Here is a 14,725-nt window from a genome sequence, read left to right as displayed (position 1 = left end):
AAGCCTTTATTTCCCTTTGATTATTTTTACATTTGTAAGCATCTCGAGTAGGATGATTGCGTTGTGCAGCGAAACGCGCGCTTCGGCATACGAGGTTACTGCCCCGGAACGGCGTGCGCGTTCCAGCGACAGGGAGATGATGTCGATTTTGCCTTGTATGAAGTTGTTTTCCGAGATTTTCATCTGGGCGTTGTACAGGGCGGCATTCTCTGCCTTTGCCTTGATTGTGGCGAGTTGGGCGGTTACGTTGTTGTATGCTTCCAGCACTTTGAGCCTGCGGTCTTCCATTACTTCTTCTTGTGTGTACTGGAGTTGTTCGATGCTATAACGGTAGTTTTTCAGCCGCAACGGACGGTTGAAGAGGTCGCCGAGGCTTATGCTTACGCTGGCGCCTACGTTGAATGTATGGCGGGAGCTGGCTACGATGGTCTGATACCAGTCCTGGTAGGAGTCGCTGTTGTCGTTCAGCACGTTGTAGTGCCCGTATGCGTAGTTTCCGTTCAACCGGAAATAGTTCCACCAGTTCCGCTTTTCCATGCGGTACTGGTTCTTTACCTGCTCTACCTGTGATTGTGCCCGTTTTACGGTGGCATTTTCTATCACGGCGTCCATGAACACGGAGAGGGGAGGCAGCTCGAAGCCTTCTATGTAGCTGTATGTTCCTTGCAGGTTGTCCTGGGAGATGCTCTTTTCCAGCGCTGTGTCGCTTTCTTTCAATGTTTGCAGGATTTTGATGCGTTCTTCACGGGTCAGTTCCTGCTGGGCATCGGCGGTATGGGGAGACAGAAACAGAAAAAATGTAGCTGTACAAAGTTGTAATAGTAGGTATGTATAGGCTTTTCTCATTTGTCTGTTTTGCTTTAGTTTTAACGGTTATACATTTTCTTTTTGTACAAAGGCTGTGAAGGTTCTCAGGAGTATCTTCATGTCGAGCCAAAAAGAGAATTCTTGCGCATATCTGATGTCGAGCTGTTTACGTTCTTCGGCGGACATCTTGCCGGCTCCGCCCCGTTTTTCCACTTGCCAGAGTCCTGTTAGTCCCGAAGGGGCCATGAAACGGTCTATGTATGCGTCGCTGGTAAGCAACTCGGCTTCGTAGAGGGGGAGGGGGCGGTTGCCCACAATGCTCATGTCGCCTTTTAAAACGTTGAACAGTTGCGGAAGTTCATCGATGCTGTATTTTCGGATGAAACGGCCTACGTGTGTTACGCGCGGGTCGTTTTCTATCTTGACGAAGGGGTTGTCCTGCGATTGTGCTTTTTGTTTCAAGAAGTCTTTTTCCTGTATGATGAAGTCGTCCGAAATCAGTAGGCTGGCTTCTTCTTCGGATGTACCCGTGAGGTCGTCGAAACAGATGTCGGGGGTGTCTTCTATCACTTCTTTTTCCGCCTGGTACTGGTTGAGGGCGTTGAATTCTTTCAAGCGCTTGTCTGCATTGGTGTACATGGAACGGAACTTCAGAAAGTCGAATATGCGGTAGTTGCTGCCTACCCGTTGGGATTTGTATATTATCTTTCCTCTGCTCTCGAGCCGGATAGCGACTGCCGTTCCTATAAGCAGGGGGGAGAGAAGCAATAGGGCGCTTGTGGCGAATACGATGTCGAACGTGCGCTTCCATAGGGGAAGGTGGTATGTGTTGAGCATTTTGCGGCGCGTCCGGCTGAATTCCTGCATTTTGTGCTTCTGGCGTATTTGCAGGAAGTCCGTCATTCTGCGGATGCTTTCTTCCCTGGCTTGCGGGGGCAGTGTGTTGTGGACTCCTGCCCGTAGGTAGCTTTCGCGTTCCGCGGCTTGTAGCTTTTCGGTTACGAGGATTATGTATACGCGTGGAAACCGCTTGTGGAGCCCGGCAATGGCGGGACAGTCTTTTTCGGGGGTGCTTTGCTCGTAAAGGACAGATGTGTTATACCGCTCGCTGATGCCGTCTATGACTTTGGCTGCTTTGCCGGCATCGGGAACAGTAATGAACATACCGTCTGTAATCTTAGTCAGATGATTGACGGTAGCCGTATTATTTCCTATATAGATATAATATAACATATCTTCCTTTATTCTTGCTTTTCTTCTTTTGGTCTTTTTTTCTTCTTTTGGGTTTTACTTTTCTCCTTTTTAGCTTTGCTTTTTTCCCTTTTTTGACTTTGCTTTTCTCCCTTACTTTTCCTCCTTTGCCTTTATCCTTCCTTGGGTCTTTCCTCGGATTGAGAGGGCTTCTAAATGTATTTCTTGATGCGTGCCTTCAATTCCAGGGGATTGAAGGGTTTGAGGATGTAGTCTACCGCCCCGGCTTCGAGCAACTGGATGCGCTCTGTGGTGCTTTCTTCACTGGATAACATCACTACCGGGATGTGCTTTAGCAGCTCGTTATCTTTCAGGTAGTAAAGGAATTCGTTACCGCGCATGTGCGGCATGTGGATATCGGAGATGATGAGGTCGGGGATTTTTCCTTCGTTGAGCCATTCAAGTGCTTTCAGCGGGTTCTCGAAATATTCCAGGTCGTATTCCTTTCCTAAATAGATATTACACACTCTGCCTATGGTGGCTTTATCATCGACTAATAAGATTTTTTTCATTGCTCTGTTTTCTATGTGGGTAACAAAAGTAGGAATTATTTTATTTAATGCCGGTCTGCTGCTAATAGCAATAAAAATATGTTAACCTACTTTAACTAATATGGGTGAAAAGAATGAAAAAATTAAAGATAAAAGTCACTTTGTTGTATAATGTAGTCAGATTAGGAAGGCTTGGGACTGAATTGCCGGCTTGCTTTATGGGGGGATGATTGGGGAACGGAAACAGAAGGAGAGAGGAATGAGAAAAAAGTACGGGGAAGGGAAAATGGGAAGAATAGGAACGGGAAAGGAGGAATGGGAAGAATGGGAATGAGGAGGGTGGGAATGGGAAGGAGAGGAACGGGAAAATAAAGAATAGGAGAAGAGGTGCGGGAGAAATCACTCTTTTGTAATTTCTCCCGTTAAGTCGGAGTTCATCCGGTGACGGATTTCGGCTTGGCTGAGTCCGTGGCCGAGGAGGAACATTAGTTTGGTTACGGCGCATTCGGGGGTGCTGTCGTAGCCGCTGATAACACCGGCTTGAAGGAGATGCAGCCCGGTTTCGTAGCGTCCCATTTCGACACCTCCGCTCTGGCATTGGGTGATGTTAACGATGATGATGCCGCGTTCTGTGGCGTCTTTCAGTTGCCGGATGAACCATTCTTTCTGGGGTGCGTTGCCGGAACCGAAGGTTTTGAGGACTACTGCTTTCAGCCCCGGTACATGGAGCACGGAGTTGATGATGCTTTCCTGGATGCCGGGGAATAGGGTCAGTACTACGACGTTGGTGTCGAAAAGATAGTGCGGCTTCATAGGTCGCGTGGGGTCCGGACGGCGGATTATGTGTTCGTTGTATCGGATGTGGATACCTGCTTTTGCCAGTGCCGGGTAGTTGAATGAGCGGAATGCGTTGAAGTTTTCGGCATTGATTTTGGTTGTCCGGTTGCCGCGCATCAGTTCGTTTTCGAAAAAGATGCATACTTCGGGTACGATAGCCGTACCGTTCGGATGCTTGGCGGCAGCTATTTCAATGGAGGTTATCAGGTTTTCCTTTCCGTCCGTACGCAGTGTACCGATAGGGAGCTGCGAACCGGTGAGGATAACGGGTTTGGCAAGGTTTTCGAGCATGAAGCTGAGCGCCGATGCTGTATAGGCCATTGTGTCGGTTCCGTGCAGGATGACGAAGCCGTCGAAGTTGTTGTAGTTGCAGTTTATTATCTTGACAATCTTTGCCCAAAGGGCAGGTTCCATGTCGGAAGAATCGATAGGCGGGTCGAATTGATAGGAGGAGATGTGGTAGTTGAAGCGTTTCAATTCGGGGACGTGTCTGAGCAGTTGGTCGAAATTGAAATTTTCCAGAGCACCGGTTTCAGGGTTTTCTATCATTCCGATAGTTCCGCCTGTGTAAATTAGGAGGACGGAGGGGCAGTCTGCTTTCATAAATAGTTCGTTTTGCTTCTTTTTCGGGCACAAAGATACAAAAAGAAATGTAAAGTATGAAGTATCCCCCTATACTTCATACTCGGTTTTTCTTATTTCAAATCTGCTTTCAGGTGTGTAATGGCTTGTTGTGCATCTCCTTCGTATTCGTTGAGCAAAGTTACGAAGCGGCTCCCTATGATAGCGCCGGATGAGTGCGAGCAGGCTGCGTCGAAGGTCTGTTTGTTGCTGATGCCGAAACCTACCATGCGGGGATTGCGCAGGTTCATGTCCTGGATTTTCTTGAAATAGGCTTGTTTCCGGGCGTCGAAGTCCTTCTGTGCCCCGGTGGTGGCTGCCGATGATACCATATAGATGAAGCCGTCGGTGTGGGCGTCTATTTCGCGGATACGTTCTTCGCTGGTTTCGGGGGTAATGAGCATAATGACGCGGATGTCGTACTTCCGGGCAATGGCTTTATAGTTTTCTTCGTAGTCCTTGAAGGGCAGGTCGGGGATGATTACTCCGTCGATGCCGCATTCTGCGCATTGCCGGCAGAAGGGTTCGAAACCGTAGCGCATAATCGGATTGAGGTAGCCCATTAGGATTAGCGGAATGCGGACGTTGCGGCGAATGTTGCGCAGTTGCTCGAAAAGGATGCGGAGGGACATGCCGTTGCGTAGGGCACGGGTGGCTGCGTCTTGGATAACGACGCCGTCTGCCATTGGGTCGCTGAAGGGGATGCCGATTTCTATCATATCCACGCCGTTTTTTTCGAGGGTGCGGATTACATCGGCTGTACCGTCGAGGGTGGGACAGCCGGCACAAAAGTAGATGGACAGCAGGTTATGGGGGCTGTCATGGAAAAGTTGGTCGATACGGTTCATAGTAAGTTTATTATTATCTGGTTGTTGTTATATTATCGGTTGTATTATTGGTTATACTATCGGTTATGGTATTTAATAGGCGGTTTCGCCGTTTCTTATTTCTTGTAGGAATTTCTTGATACGTTCCGTGTCTTTTTTGCCCGGTACTGTTTCGAAGCGGCTGTTGATGTCGATACCTGCTAACTTGGAATGATGAAATTCTTTGATAGCTTTGATACTGTATGGGTTGATTCCGCCGCTGAGCAGGAAAGGTGTCGTTCCGCTATAACGGTATAGCAGGTTCCAATCAAACTGGTTGCCGGAGCCTCCGTACTGCGATGTCTTGGTGTCGAACAGGTAATAGTCGCATAAACCTTTATAAGCAGAGATGCTTGTTAGGTCTTTGGGCTGCGAAATGGAAAAGGCTTTGATAAGGCGCATGCCGTTGTTGCGTAAGGAACGGCAGTACTCGGGAGACTCGTTGCCGTGAAGCTGGATATAGTCCAGCGCGAAGCGGTCGGCGTATATCATGATGTTTTCCTTGCTTTCGTTGACGAATACGCCGACACGTTTTGCACGGGTTGGCAGGTATTCCGGCATTTCGTACAGGTAACGGGGGGATTTGGGATAGAAGATGAAGCCTATCATGTCTATGCCCAGTTGTTCTACGCTGCGGATATTTTCCGCTTCGGTCATACCGCATACTTTGATGATAAGTGGAGTCATGGGATGTACGGTTTATTGTTTGAGGGTTACAATGTCTTGTTTGGGGGCTTGTTCAATGCCTTTTATGAATTCTTTCAGCGTTTTGCCCGGCTGTCCGGTTTTCATAAAGGTTTCTCCGATAAGGAAACCGTGGAAACCGGCATTGTGTAACCGGTGGATTGTTGCAGTATGCGAGATGCCGCTTTCCGAGACGAGTAACGGCAGGTCGTGGGTGCTGGAAGTGTTTTTGGTATCGGCTATCGCTTGCCGTAGTTGTCCGGCTATACGGAAAGAGTTGTCTACATCGGTGACGAATGTACCGAGGTTGCGGTTGTTTACGCCTACCATATCTACATCTTCGGTTATATAGGCAAGCTCGGAGGGGGTGTGGATTTCGAGCAGTACTTCCAGTCCCAAGGCGTGTGCCTGGGCGGTAAGGGCGGCGCATGTTTCTTGTGGCAGGCAGGCGGCAATCAGCAATACGGCATCCGCCCCCACGATACGGGCTTGCAGCAATTGGTATTCGTCGATGATGAAGTCTTTACGCAGGATAGGGATATCGACCAGCGGACGTGCTGTACGGATGTCTTGCAGCGAACCGCCGAAGTATTTTTCGTCCGTAAGGATAGACAGTGCGGATGCTCCGGCTGCTTGGTATGCAGCGGGTATCTCCTCGGCTTTGGCTGTTTCGTATATCCAGCCTTTCGAGGGGGAGCGGCGTTTGAATTCGGCAATGATTCCCGTAGGTGAGGAGGCAAGCGCCTGTTTCATACTGCGTTTGGGTGCTTGGGTGTTTGCCATTAATTCTTGTACCCGTTCGCGTAGCTGTTCCGTGGAGATTGCCTGCTTCTGCAGTTCTATTTCTATTCGTTTGTGGTCTGTTATTTCTGATAGTATGTCCATAGATTTGTGGGATTTCTGATTTTTTGTTTATGATTTCGGACTTGTGAGATTTCTGATTTCAGATTTATGGGGTTTCAGTTTTATGGTTTTCGGTTTCTGATTTTGGATTTATGAGATTTTGGATTTCAAACTTATGCTGTTTTAGGTTTCGGACTTTTTGTTTATGGTTTCGAATTTCAGGTTTATAGGGGCTTATGTTTACTTTGCTGCCGACATCTGTCATATATAGGTTAGGTGGTGGCAAAGTATTTAAAGCTATCTTTTAAGGTTAATCCGAAATTATAAACAAATAATCGTAAACCGTACGTTTGAACTCTAAATTGATAAATCTAAAATCATAAACTATAAATCCGAAGCCTTATAAATTTCATAGGTCATAAGTCTTTATTTATTTCTATAAATTTCTTCAATGTATTCAGTGCCCGTCCGCTTTCCAACGATTCGCGGGCTATAGCGATACATTCTTCTATTTCCTTTTCCGGTTCCATTACTTGAATGGCGAAAGCGGCGTTGACGATGACGCATTGCGTCTGTGCCGCTGCTGCACGGTTGTTCAGGATGTTGTCGAAGATGCGTGCTGCATCTTCTTTGCAGGCGCCGCCGGAGAGTTCCTCGGGACGTACTGCACTGAAGCCGAGGGCTTGGGGACGGTAGATGCGTTCGTAATTGCGTGTCATCACTTTAAATTCGTCGGTCAATGAAATTTCGTCGTAGCTGTCCAGGCTGTTCACAACGGCAAAGTCAATACCGAGTTTGTAGAAAACGTTCGTGTAGAGACGCATTTGCGAGAGGTCTGCCACGCCCAGCAGTTGGTAGGAGGGTTTGCAGGGGTTTACCAGCGGTCCCAGCAGATTGAACAGGGTACGTACTCCCAATGCTTTACGTACGGGTCCTACGAATTTCATTGCCGGATTGAACAGTTGGGCGTGCAGGTAGGCAATGTTGCACTCTTCTATGCTGCGTTTCAGGATGTCGGGGTTATTGGTGAAACGTACGCCGTGCTGCTCTATCACGTTGCTTGCTCCGCTCACGGAGGTGGCGCCGTAATTACCGTGTTTGGCTACTTTGTATCCTGCTCCGGCTACAATGAAACAGGCGCAGGTAGAGATGTTGAATGTGTTCTTTCCGTCGCCTCCCGTACCTACGATGTCAATGGGACGATAGGGTGAGAAATCTATCGGGAGTCTTGTCTCCATAAGTGCTTCGCGAAATCCTATCAATTCGTTTACCGTGATGCCGCGCATCTGGAAGGCTGTGAGTAATGCGGCTATCTGTGCTTCGGGATACTTTTCCCGGGTGATGTTGAGGAGGATTTGCCTGGTTTCCTCCGTAGTGAGCTCTTCGTGATTGAAGAGGCGGGTCAATATCGTTTTCATCTGTTTCTGTATATTATTAGTCGTTATACATATTGATAGTTGAATATGTTTCCGGAGGATGTGTGTTTACTCTCCGTAAGGTGTGTCACCGGGCTTTGCAAAAGGTATCGTGCTTATCGCCTTGCAGCCAGTTTTGTATTATCAGTTTGCCGTTCGGGGTCAGCACGGATTCCGGATGAAACTGAATGCCGTGGACGTCGTACTGCCGGTGTTTCAATGCCATAATCTGCCCTTCGGGGCTGACAGCGGTAATCGCAAGCGTTTCGGGAAATGCTTCTGTGTCTACCACCCAGGAGTGGTAACGGCCTACGGGAATTTCTTCGGGCAGCCCGCGGAAGATGTAGTCGGGCTGGATGATGTTTTCTATTTTGTTTTGCATAACAGCTTCGTGCTTGTTGTCTTCTTCTTGTTTTCCCGTTTTTTCGCTTTTAATTCTTATGGTTGTCTGTACGCCGTGAAATACGTTGCTGAGATTGACTAACCGCCCTCCGAACACTTGTCCGATAGCTTGTTCGCCCAGGCATACGCCCAGTATGGGCTTTTTGCCGGAGTAGGTACGTATTACATCCAGCAGCAGCCCTGCTTCTTCGGGGATGCCGGGGCCTGGGGAGAGGATGATTTTATCGTATTGTTCCAGGTCTTTCATTTCGAACCGGTCGTTGCGCAGTACATCGGTTTCTGCACCGAGCTCTTTCACCAGGTGTGCGAGGTTGTAGGTGAAGGAATCGTAATTGTCTATGATTGCTATCATTTGTTCTATTTATTATTGGTATTTGGGGATTTCTACATTTTCTCTGCCATTATAATGGCTTTTTTCAGTGCTCCCAGTTTGTTGTTTACTTCCTGAAGTTCGTATTCGTCATTGCTTTTGGCTACGATGCCTCCGCCTGCCTGGAACCATAGTATACCGTTGCGGCTGACGAAGGTACGGATAGTTATGGCTTGGTTCAGGCTGCCGTTCAGTCCGATGAAGCCGATACAGCCGCCGTATGCGCCGCGGTTGTGTGGTTCCAGCTCGCTGATGAGTTGCATGGCGCGTACTTTCGGAGCGCCGCTCAGTGTTCCGGCAGGGAAGGTGTCGATAAATGCTTTGATAGGGTCTGTCCCGTCGTTCAGCGTACCGCTGACACGGCTTACGAGGTGGATGACGTGGCTGTAATATTGCATTTCTTTGTAGAAATCTACTTTTACGCCGTGGCAATTACGGCTCAGGTCGTTGCGGGCAAGGTCGACCAGCATCACGTGTTCTGCATTTTCTTTGGGGTCGTCGTGCAGGTACCGGGCGTTTACGGCGTCTTGCTCCGGATTGCCGGTGCGCTTGGTTGTACCGGCAATAGGGTCGATGTAGGCATGGCGTCCTTCGATGCGGCAGTGTGTTTCGGGGGAGGAGCCGAAGATGCGGAAACCACCGAAATCGAAATAAAACAGGTAGGGGGAGGGATTGATGCTGCGCAAAGCGCGGTAGAGTTTGAAGTCGTCGCCTACGAAACGTTGCTCGAAACGGCGGGAGAGGACTATCTGAAAGACGTCGCCCCGTAGGCAATGGGCTATTCCCCGGCGGATATTGGCTTTGTGTTGTTCGTCGGTCAGCGGGGAGGTCGTTTCGCCAACGGCATGGAAGTCGTAGGCGGTGTAATTGCGGTTGTGAATGGCTTTCTGCACTTTGTCCAACTCGCTTTTCTCACCGGGTGCGAGCATTTCTAACAGCAGCATCTCATTCTTAAAGTCGTTGAATACAATGAGGTATTTGTAGAGTATGTATAGCATATCCGGAGCGTCATTGGTAGTTTCGCGGCTGTCTTTCACTGCAATGTTTTCAAAGTAGTGTACGGCGTTGAAGGATGTATAGCCGTATAGTCCGCAGTAGTTGCTGTATTCGCCTTCCACATGGAAGCGGTTGAGGAAGTCGCGCAAAGCGTTCTCCACACGGTATTCCCCGGTTACGGGGTGTTCCTTGCGTGTTCCGTCGGGCAAGCGGAATACTGCGGTTCCATGGTCTATGCTGACGCTCGCCACTGGACAAAGCCCGATGAAGGAGCGGTTGTTTTCGCTGCCGTGATAGTCGGAGCTTTCCATGAGTGCGCTTTGAGGGAAGATATCACGCACTTTCAGATAGGTGCTTACGGGGGTATGCAGGTCGCCGAGTACTGTACGGCTTACTGTCTGATAATTATATTGTTCCATTACTTTATTGTTTTTATAAATAGTGTCTTTAAGAATGGGTTAGATTGATAATCGCTGGTATTGTATTCCGGTTATGCCGGGTGGTTATGAGTTTCGAGTTTAAATTGTATTGTTTTCCAGTTTATAAATCTGAAATCGTAATTCTGAACTTATAATTCTGGGCTTGTAGCTTTGAAGTCATCACTCATCACTCTAAAATCTGAAATCATCGCTCGTAAATTATAAATCATAAATTATCACTCATAACGCATAGTTCAAATAAGTTTCTATATCTTTATCTCCTCGTCCTGAAACAGTCAAGACCACTATATCATCGGGCTTGAAATTCAACTTCTCCAGTGCACCGAGTGCATGGGCGCTTTCCAATGCGGGGATGATACCTTCGAACTGTGTCAGTTCATAGGCGGCACGAATGGCTTCATTATCGTTTACGGAGAGTACGACAGCACGTTTCCGTGCGGCGAGGTTGGCGTGCATGGGGCCGATGCCCGGATAGTCCAATCCGGCGGAGATAGAGTAGGGTTCTTCAATCTGCCCGTCTTCGTTTTGGATAACATAGGTGCGTGCACCGTGAATGATGCCCAGTTGCCCCAAAGCAATGGTGGCGGCCGTCATTCCGGTTTCTACTCCTTTGCCACCGGCTTCGGCAAGAACTATTTGTACGCGGTTGTCATCGATGTAATGGTAAATGGTTCCGGCCGCATTGCTGCCGCCGCCTACGCAGGCTATAAGGTAGTCGGGGAAATTGCGTCCTTCTTTCTCCATGAGCTGTTTCTTTATCTCTTCGCTGATAACCGATTGCAGGCGTGCTACCATATCGGGATAAGGATGCGGGCCTACGGTAGAGCCGATGATGTAGTAGGTGTCCGACGGATGACAACACCAGTCGCGTATGGCTTCGTTGGTGGCGTCTTTCAGTGTCATGTTGCCACTGGTTACGGGGATTACGGTCGCACCCAGCATTTTCATTTTCTCTACATTGATGTGTTGGCGTTCTACGTCGGTCTTACCCATGTACACGATACATTCCATGTTCATCAGGGCACAGACGGTAGCAGTGGCAACACCGTGTTGTCCGGCGCCTGTCTCGGCAATGATGCGTTGCTTGCCCATGCGCCGCGCCAGCAGAATCTGGCCGATAGTGTTGTTAATTTTGTGTGCACCGGTGTGATTTAGGTCTTCCCGTTTCAGGTAAATCTTGCAGCCGTATTTTTCCGACAGGCGGTTTGCCAGGTAAAGTGGAGAGGGACGGCCTACGTAGTCGCGCAACAGCCGGTCGTATTCCTGTTTGAAATCTTCACTTTGTAGAACGTCGAGATAGTTTTTCTGTAATTCTTCTACGCATTTGTGGAGTATCTCGGGTATATATGCTCCGCCGAATTCTCCGTAATAGCCTTCTTTGTCAACTAAGAAACTCATATTTGTATTTACGATTTTAATTATTTACAGGTTTTCACTCGTCACGGGTTGTGTGTGGCTATGAATTCTTTTTTTTAAAATTTTGTTGTGCCCTGTATCTTCAAATGGTACGGATTGTATGGAGTATTATCCTGTTATCGGTTTACGATAATTCGTATAGTCCATGTAATCTGTGTGAGATATTTAAACGAAAGAGCCCCGTCGCTTGGTGCGACAGGGCTCTTTGTTTATCTATCCATGATTGTATATACACACGAGCACTGCTCCCTTACGACTGTCGGAGTTGTAACGGGCGCCACCACCAATATGTATTTACGAATATTGTTTTCATTGTCTTTTTTTGTTTTTACCGAGACAAATATAAGCATATTGTTTTAATTGCCAAAATAAATCTTACTTTTTTTATATAAGAACATTTTTCTTGGAATATTGTTCTTTATAAATGTGACAACCATATTTATTTGTAACAAAGAAAGGAACGAACTATGAAGCGGAGACATTTAATCGCGGTGGGGGTAATTATTGCTATTGTTTTACTGTTGTATTGGCTTTTTATAGCCGAAGACTTGAATGCCTGGCTCAATATGAATTGATTTTTCGGGACTATCATACGGGGTTGTTCGGATAAATGATGTATCTTCGCAAAAAAACAAAAAGTCATGAAAGGATTAAGTTATTCATTTTTACGCATTATATGTGCGCTGGTAATAGGCTTGGTATTGGTTATGTTTCCCGACCAGGCCAGTGATTATTTTGTGATAACAATCGGTGTTATTTTTCTTGTACCTTCACTCATTAGTATTATTGGTTATTATGCCCAGGGTTCCGAAGTGCGTCGCCGTTTTCCTATCGAAGGGATAGGAAGTCTGCTGTTCGGACTGTGGCTGGTTATCATGCCCGGATTTTTTGCGGATTTGCTGACGTTTGTGCTGGGCTTTATTCTTGTAATGGGTGGTGTGCAACAGATTGCCTCGCTTGTGGCTGCCCGTAAATGGATGCTCGTTCCCGGTGGCTTTTATGTTGTTCCGGTGCTGATTTTGATTGCCGGGCTGATTGCACTGTTTAATCCTACGGGGGTACGCTCTACGGCATTCATCATTATCGGTGTTACCAGTTTGGTGTATGCAGTTTCTGAGTTGATAAACTGGTTTAAGTTTACCCGTCTTCGTCCTAAGACACCGGTTGCCGATAATAGGCCCTCCGGCGCTGATGATAGTATCGAAGATGCGGAAATTATAGAATAATTCGTGGGTAGCGGGTGGCAAAGGGGATTGAGAGGAGTGGTATAGAAAAAAGAATTTGCCTTATTGCTTCTTTATATTCTTTTTTAGATATTCTTCGATTTCTGCGCTTGTGGCATCTTTCAATAATACGGTTTTGTCCTTGTCCAGCAGGTACAGGGTGGGGATAGCTTTTAAGTCGTAGAGGTTTTGTTGTTCAATCGTCTGTTTTTTATCATAGCCGTTAATCCACTCCTTAGGAAAGTCGGAGAGGTGGCGTTTCCATTCCACCAAATCTGCGTCTGGATAGATAGAAAGGATTTTCAACGATTTCTGTGCGGTAGCTCGGCAAATGGAAGGGCTGCTTTTTAATGCTTCAATAGTTTCGCTGCAGGCATTACAGCCGGGATTGTTGATGAATAGCAATGTGTAAGGGGCTTTTACATTATATAAGCTGCTCTGTTTACCGTTGGCAAGCATGTAAATAAAGTCCAGTGCTTTAGTTCCTATACGGTTTTTTTGTGCCAGTTTCCGCCGGGCTTGCGGACGAATCTTATCCGTGTCGCTCATAGCGGGCGATTTCAATATGGCATCCAGTACAGAAATATACAATTCTTCATTGCGCATCGGCGAGTTAGGGTCGTATAGATATTTGTCTGCCAGAGATGTTAGATACATATAGCATTTTTTTTCTTTTTCTGCTTGGGCGAATAGCTTTTTTAGGGCTGTATCGCTGGTAGAAGAGGATGTCAATCTCAATATTTCGATGAAATTTACCCATGCTTGCTCCGTTACTTCAGGATGATGTATATAGTTGGTATCGGCAAAATTCACATTGTCCCAATAATGTTTTGCCAAATAGTCTGCACGCAACTCTGGGCTGTTTAGCATGGCGGGTATTTCGGGTAATACGAAAGTGGTGATAGTATCTGTTGTAGTTGTTTGGACGTGTTTGCTGCTTACCTGCCCATTGCTGCATGCAGTACTCAAATTCAGCAGCAGAGAAAGTAGTGTATAGGCAGATAACAGTTCTAGGGTCTTTTTATGTTTCATACAGTTTTTATTTTAAAAGTAAAAATAGTCTTTTTTTTCTGAAGCGCCAAATATATGCTGTTTTGCGATGAAAATGGACGGGGGTGAATACCTTGCTATGCACATATTAATATATTAATGTATATATGTGGTTAATATACATAGCTCTTTCAAAAATATATGTTTTATAACACGTTTGTTAATCAGCGGATTACAAAAAAGTTTTAAGAATACTAAGAAAAAATGATAGATATATTTGGTTCATATTACTAAATGCTCTACTTTTGCATCCGCTTTCGGGAACGAGAGCAGCGATAGATTGACATTCTGAAACAAAAGTGCATTATGAGGTTGTGAAGAGGATAGTGATTTAAAATAAAATTCTTGAAAATATTAGGATTTTATTAATTTTTATTCCTATCTTTACAGTCTAACTCGCAAAGAAAAAAGTTTTTTTTATTTCCTTTTGGATTAAGACGTTTTGTAAGAGACGAGAAAACGGGGATTGAAAAAAAAGTTTAGGATTTATTTGGAATATATAGAATAAAGTTCTTACCTTTGCATCCGCTTTTGTTAAGAGAGCAATTTACAGAAGAAGCGTTCTTTGAAGAAATTACATAAACAATACAAGTAGTACAAGAGCAAGACATCTCTTATTCATTTAAGACTGTCTTGGGTAAAAAAGAAAGAACCGTCAATACCTATATAATAGGTAATTGAGACTCTTTTAAATTCGAGCGTCCTGAACAGAGCAACAACCACTTCTTTTATGGAGTGATTAAAATACTATTACAATGAAGAGTTTGATCCTGGCTCAGGATGAACGCTAGCTACAGGCTTAACACATGCAAGTCGAGGGGCATCGGGAAGGAAGCTTGCTTCCTTTGCCGGCGACCGGCGCACGGGTGAGTAACACGTATCCAACCTGCCGATAACTCCGGGATAGCCTTTCGAAAGAAAGATTAATACCGGATGGCATAGTTTTCCCGCATGAGAGAACTATTAAAGAACTTCGGTTATCGATGGGGATGCGTTCCATTAGGCAGTTGGCG

13 protein-coding genes and 1 rRNA gene are annotated in these 14,725 nt (G+C 46.4%); 2 read left to right on the top strand and 12 right to left on the bottom strand.

Features of this window, described 5'->3' with window-relative positions:
• Window positions 1-6 precede the first annotated feature (6 nt).
• The 11 genes from C233_RS0114995 to trpB form a co-directional block, all read right to left on the bottom strand.
• The gene (locus C233_RS0114995; RefSeq protein ID WP_018668379.1) at window positions 7-846 is read right to left on the bottom strand and encodes a TolC family protein; all 840 of its coding nucleotides are present in this window, start codon (window positions 844-846) and stop codon (window positions 7-9) included.
• 27 nt (window positions 847-873) lie between these two features.
• Complete coding sequence (locus C233_RS0114990) at window positions 874-2,040, bottom strand: sugar transferase (protein ID WP_018668378.1); 1,167 nt, start codon at window positions 2,038-2,040, stop codon at window positions 874-876.
• 170 nt (window positions 2,041-2,210) lie between these two features.
• On the bottom strand, window positions 2,211-2,570 hold the full coding sequence (locus C233_RS0114985; RefSeq protein WP_018668377.1) for a response regulator: 360 nt from the start codon (window positions 2,568-2,570) through the stop codon (window positions 2,211-2,213).
• A 378-nt stretch (window positions 2,571-2,948) separates the two neighbouring features.
• On the bottom strand, window positions 2,949-3,989 hold the full coding sequence (locus C233_RS0114975; RefSeq protein WP_018668375.1) for an asparaginase: 1,041 nt from the start codon (window positions 3,987-3,989) through the stop codon (window positions 2,949-2,951).
• Window positions 3,990-4,081: 92 nt separating this feature from the next.
• Window positions 4,082-4,855, bottom strand: coding sequence for a tryptophan synthase subunit alpha (gene trpA / locus C233_RS0114970; RefSeq protein ID WP_018668374.1), 774 nt, complete (start codon window positions 4,853-4,855; stop codon window positions 4,082-4,084).
• Window positions 4,856-4,927: 72 nt separating this feature from the next.
• On the bottom strand, window positions 4,928-5,560 hold the full coding sequence (locus C233_RS0114965) for a phosphoribosylanthranilate isomerase (protein WP_018668373.1): 633 nt from the start codon (window positions 5,558-5,560) through the stop codon (window positions 4,928-4,930).
• Between the two features lie 12 nt (window positions 5,561-5,572).
• Window positions 5,573-6,442, bottom strand: coding sequence for an indole-3-glycerol phosphate synthase TrpC (gene trpC / locus C233_RS0114960; protein WP_018668372.1), 870 nt, complete (start codon window positions 6,440-6,442; stop codon window positions 5,573-5,575).
• Window positions 6,443-6,816: 374 nt separating this feature from the next.
• The gene (gene trpD, locus C233_RS0114955) at window positions 6,817-7,818 is read right to left on the bottom strand and encodes an anthranilate phosphoribosyltransferase (RefSeq protein WP_018668371.1); all 1,002 of its coding nucleotides are present in this window, start codon (window positions 7,816-7,818) and stop codon (window positions 6,817-6,819) included.
• A gap of 85 nt (window positions 7,819-7,903) precedes the next feature.
• Window positions 7,904-8,569 (bottom strand): anthranilate synthase component II, encoded by a 666-nt coding sequence (locus C233_RS0114950; RefSeq protein WP_018668370.1) that lies wholly within the window; start codon window positions 8,567-8,569, stop codon window positions 7,904-7,906.
• A 32-nt stretch (window positions 8,570-8,601) separates the two neighbouring features.
• The gene (locus tag C233_RS0114945) at window positions 8,602-10,002 is read right to left on the bottom strand and encodes an anthranilate synthase component I family protein (RefSeq protein WP_018668369.1); all 1,401 of its coding nucleotides are present in this window, start codon (window positions 10,000-10,002) and stop codon (window positions 8,602-8,604) included.
• 240 nt (window positions 10,003-10,242) lie between these two features.
• The gene (trpB, locus tag C233_RS0114940) at window positions 10,243-11,421 is read right to left on the bottom strand and encodes a tryptophan synthase subunit beta (RefSeq protein WP_018668368.1); all 1,179 of its coding nucleotides are present in this window, start codon (window positions 11,419-11,421) and stop codon (window positions 10,243-10,245) included.
• 659 nt (window positions 11,422-12,080) lie between these two features.
• Here trpB and C233_RS0114935 point away from each other — a divergent pair.
• The gene (locus C233_RS0114935) at window positions 12,081-12,665 is read left to right on the top strand and encodes an HdeD family acid-resistance protein (protein WP_018668366.1); all 585 of its coding nucleotides are present in this window, start codon (window positions 12,081-12,083) and stop codon (window positions 12,663-12,665) included.
• A gap of 60 nt (window positions 12,666-12,725) precedes the next feature.
• Here the strand turns inward: C233_RS0114935 and C233_RS0114930 are convergent, their stop codons facing one another.
• On the bottom strand, window positions 12,726-13,694 hold the full coding sequence (locus C233_RS0114930) for a DUF5106 domain-containing protein (RefSeq protein WP_018668365.1): 969 nt from the start codon (window positions 13,692-13,694) through the stop codon (window positions 12,726-12,728).
• A gap of 770 nt (window positions 13,695-14,464) precedes the next feature.
• On the opposite strand from C233_RS0114930, the gene C233_RS0114925 reads away from it, so the two are divergent.
• Window positions 14,465-14,725 (top strand): 16S ribosomal RNA (locus C233_RS0114925); the annotation flags it as partial.

It is taken from the genome of Bacteroides gallinarum DSM 18171 = JCM 13658 (genome assembly GCF_000374365.1).
GTDB lineage: Bacteria > Bacteroidota > Bacteroidia > Bacteroidales > Bacteroidaceae > Bacteroides > Bacteroides gallinarum.
The sequence above is the reverse complement of the archived record's forward strand: the minus strand, read 5'-3'. Positions and strand labels throughout refer to the sequence as shown.

What these genes read in the sequence shown, in the direction of transcription:
- C233_RS0114995 (WP_018668379.1), bottom strand. Translation starts at nt 846, where the DNA reads ATGAGAAAAGCCTATACATACCTACTATTACAACTTTGTACAGCTACA.
- C233_RS0114990 (WP_018668378.1), bottom strand. Translation starts at nt 2,040, where the DNA reads ATGTTATATTATATCTATATAGGAAATAATACGGCTACCGTCAATCAT.
- C233_RS0114985 (WP_018668377.1), bottom strand. Translation starts at nt 2,570, where the DNA reads ATGAAAAAAATCTTATTAGTCGATGATAAAGCCACCATAGGCAGAGTG.
- C233_RS0114975 (WP_018668375.1), bottom strand. Translation starts at nt 3,989, where the DNA reads ATGAAAGCAGACTGCCCCTCCGTCCTCCTAATTTACACAGGCGGAACT.
- trpA (WP_018668374.1), bottom strand. Translation starts at nt 4,855, where the DNA reads ATGAACCGTATCGACCAACTTTTCCATGACAGCCCCCATAACCTGCTG.
- C233_RS0114965 (WP_018668373.1), bottom strand. Translation starts at nt 5,560, where the DNA reads ATGACTCCACTTATCATCAAAGTATGCGGTATGACCGAAGCGGAAAAT.
- trpC (WP_018668372.1), bottom strand. Translation starts at nt 6,442, where the DNA reads ATGGACATACTATCAGAAATAACAGACCACAAACGAATAGAAATAGAA.
- trpD (WP_018668371.1), bottom strand. Translation starts at nt 7,818, where the DNA reads ATGAAAACGATATTGACCCGCCTCTTCAATCACGAAGAGCTCACTACG.
- C233_RS0114950 (WP_018668370.1), bottom strand. Translation starts at nt 8,569, where the DNA reads ATGATAGCAATCATAGACAATTACGATTCCTTCACCTACAACCTCGCA.
- C233_RS0114945 (WP_018668369.1), bottom strand. Translation starts at nt 10,002, where the DNA reads ATGGAACAATATAATTATCAGACAGTAAGCCGTACAGTACTCGGCGAC.
- trpB (WP_018668368.1), bottom strand. Translation starts at nt 11,421, where the DNA reads ATGAGTTTCTTAGTTGACAAAGAAGGCTATTACGGAGAATTCGGCGGA.
- C233_RS0114935 (WP_018668366.1), top strand. Translation starts at nt 12,081, where the DNA reads ATGAAAGGATTAAGTTATTCATTTTTACGCATTATATGTGCGCTGGTA.
- C233_RS0114930 (WP_018668365.1), bottom strand. Translation starts at nt 13,694, where the DNA reads ATGAAACATAAAAAGACCCTAGAACTGTTATCTGCCTATACACTACTT.